The organism is Cellulomonas sp. A375-1, from assembly GCF_001040865.1.
Classification (GTDB): Bacteria; Actinomycetota; Actinomycetes; order Actinomycetales; family Cellulomonadaceae; genus Cellulomonas; species Cellulomonas gelida.
In genome coordinates, this window is sequence record NZ_LFKW01000128.1 from 1 (window position 1) to 1,614 (window position 1,614).

Here is a 1,614-nt window from a genome sequence, read left to right on the forward strand (position 1 = left end):
CGATCTCGTAGGAGATCGTGCCGGCCGCGCGTGCCCAGTCCTGCGCGGTCGGGCCACCGTCGGCCCCCGTGCCGTACAGCTCGACGCGGTCGCCGGCCTGCTCGCCCGCCTCGGGGCCGAGGTCGACGACGAGCTGGTCCATGCACACGCGACCCGCGACGCCGAGCGTGCGCTCGCCCACGCGGACCGGACCGCCCAGGCGGTCCGGCGTGCCCGACGCGTGCCGCGGGATGCCGTCGCCGTACCCCAGCGGCACCACCCCGAGGACGGTGTCGACCGGTGTGACGTACTGGTGCGCGTAGGACACGCCGTGGCCCGCGGGCACGCGCTTGACCGTGGCGAGCTCGGCCTCGAGCGTCATCACCGGCACGAGGCCGAAGTCGGCGGGCTCGCCGAGCTGCGGCACGGGCGAGAGCCCGTACACCGCGATGCCGGGGCGCACGAGGTCGTAGTGCACCTGCGGCGAGGTCAGCGTCGCCGCGGAGTTGGCGAGGTGACGCACCTCGAGGCGGGCGCCTGCGGACTCGGCGAGCCGGACCGCGTCGGCGAACACCTCGTGCTGCGCGCGCACCGTCGCGTGGTCGGGCTCGTCGGCGAACGCGAGGTGCGACCAGATCCCGACGAGCGCGACCGCGCCCTCGGCCTGCACGCGCAGCGCGCCCGGCAGCACGTCGGCCAGGTCGACCGGCGTCAGCCCGTTGCGCCCCAGACCCGTGTCGACCTTGAGGTGCACGCGCGCCGTGCGCCCGACGGCGCGCGCGGCGGCGACGACCTCGGTGAGCGCCGACGCCGACGACACCGCAACGTCCACGTCGGCCTCGATCGCGCGGGCGATCGGGGCACCCGGCGCGTACAGCCAGGTCAGGACGCGCGGCTCGGTGATCCCCGCGGCACGCAGCGCGAGCGCCTCGTCCATCTGCGCGGTGCCGAGCCACGTCGCACCCCCCGCGAGCGCCGCGCGTGCCGACGGCAGCAGCCCGTGGCCGTACGCGTCGGCCTTGACGACGGCCATGAGCTGCGCGGTGGGCGCGTGCGCGCGCAGCGAGCGCACGTTGGACGCGAGGGCGGACAGGTCGACGACGGCTCGGGCGGGAAAGCTCACGCGCCCATCCTCGCACCGCGTCCACCCGTCCGGCCGCGGGACCCGGGTGGGCGGGTGGACGCGGGTGAGCGCCGTCAGGCCGGCCGGACGACGAGGGTCGCGCGCGGGCGCGTGGTGGCGACCAGCGCCGCGTTGCGCTCGTCCGGGCCGTGCGACCACGCGTGCGCGGCCTGCGGCGACTTGCCGTACTGCTCGTGCCGCGCGACGAGCCGCGCGAGCCGGACATCGTCCGCGGGCGCGAGGTACCAGGACTCGTCGAGCAGGCCGGCCACGGGCGCGAACCCGTGGTCGTCGAGCAGCAGGTAGTTGCCCTCGGTCACCACGAGCGGCACGTCGGAGGGGATCGCGATCGCCCCGGCGACGCCGTTGCGCAGGTCACGGCGGTACTCGGGCGCGTACACGACCTCCCCGGGCTGCGGGTCGCGCAGCCGGCGCAGCAGCGCGACGAACCCCGCGGCGTCGAACGTGTCGGGAGCGCCCTTGCGGTCGGCGCGGCCGAGCCGCTCGAGCTC

At 76.6% G+C, this 1,614-nt stretch carries 1 protein-coding gene and 1 pseudogene; both read right to left on the reverse strand.

The features are described from left to right. On the reverse strand, window positions 1-1,102 hold a 1,102-nt coding region (alr, locus tag CWIS_RS12995), incomplete at its 3' end, for an alanine racemase (protein WP_048343740.1). A gap of 74 nt (window positions 1,103-1,176) precedes the next feature. Then, window positions 1,177-1,614 (reverse strand): annotated as a pseudogene (locus CWIS_RS13000) (nucleoside/nucleotide kinase family protein); the annotation flags it as partial.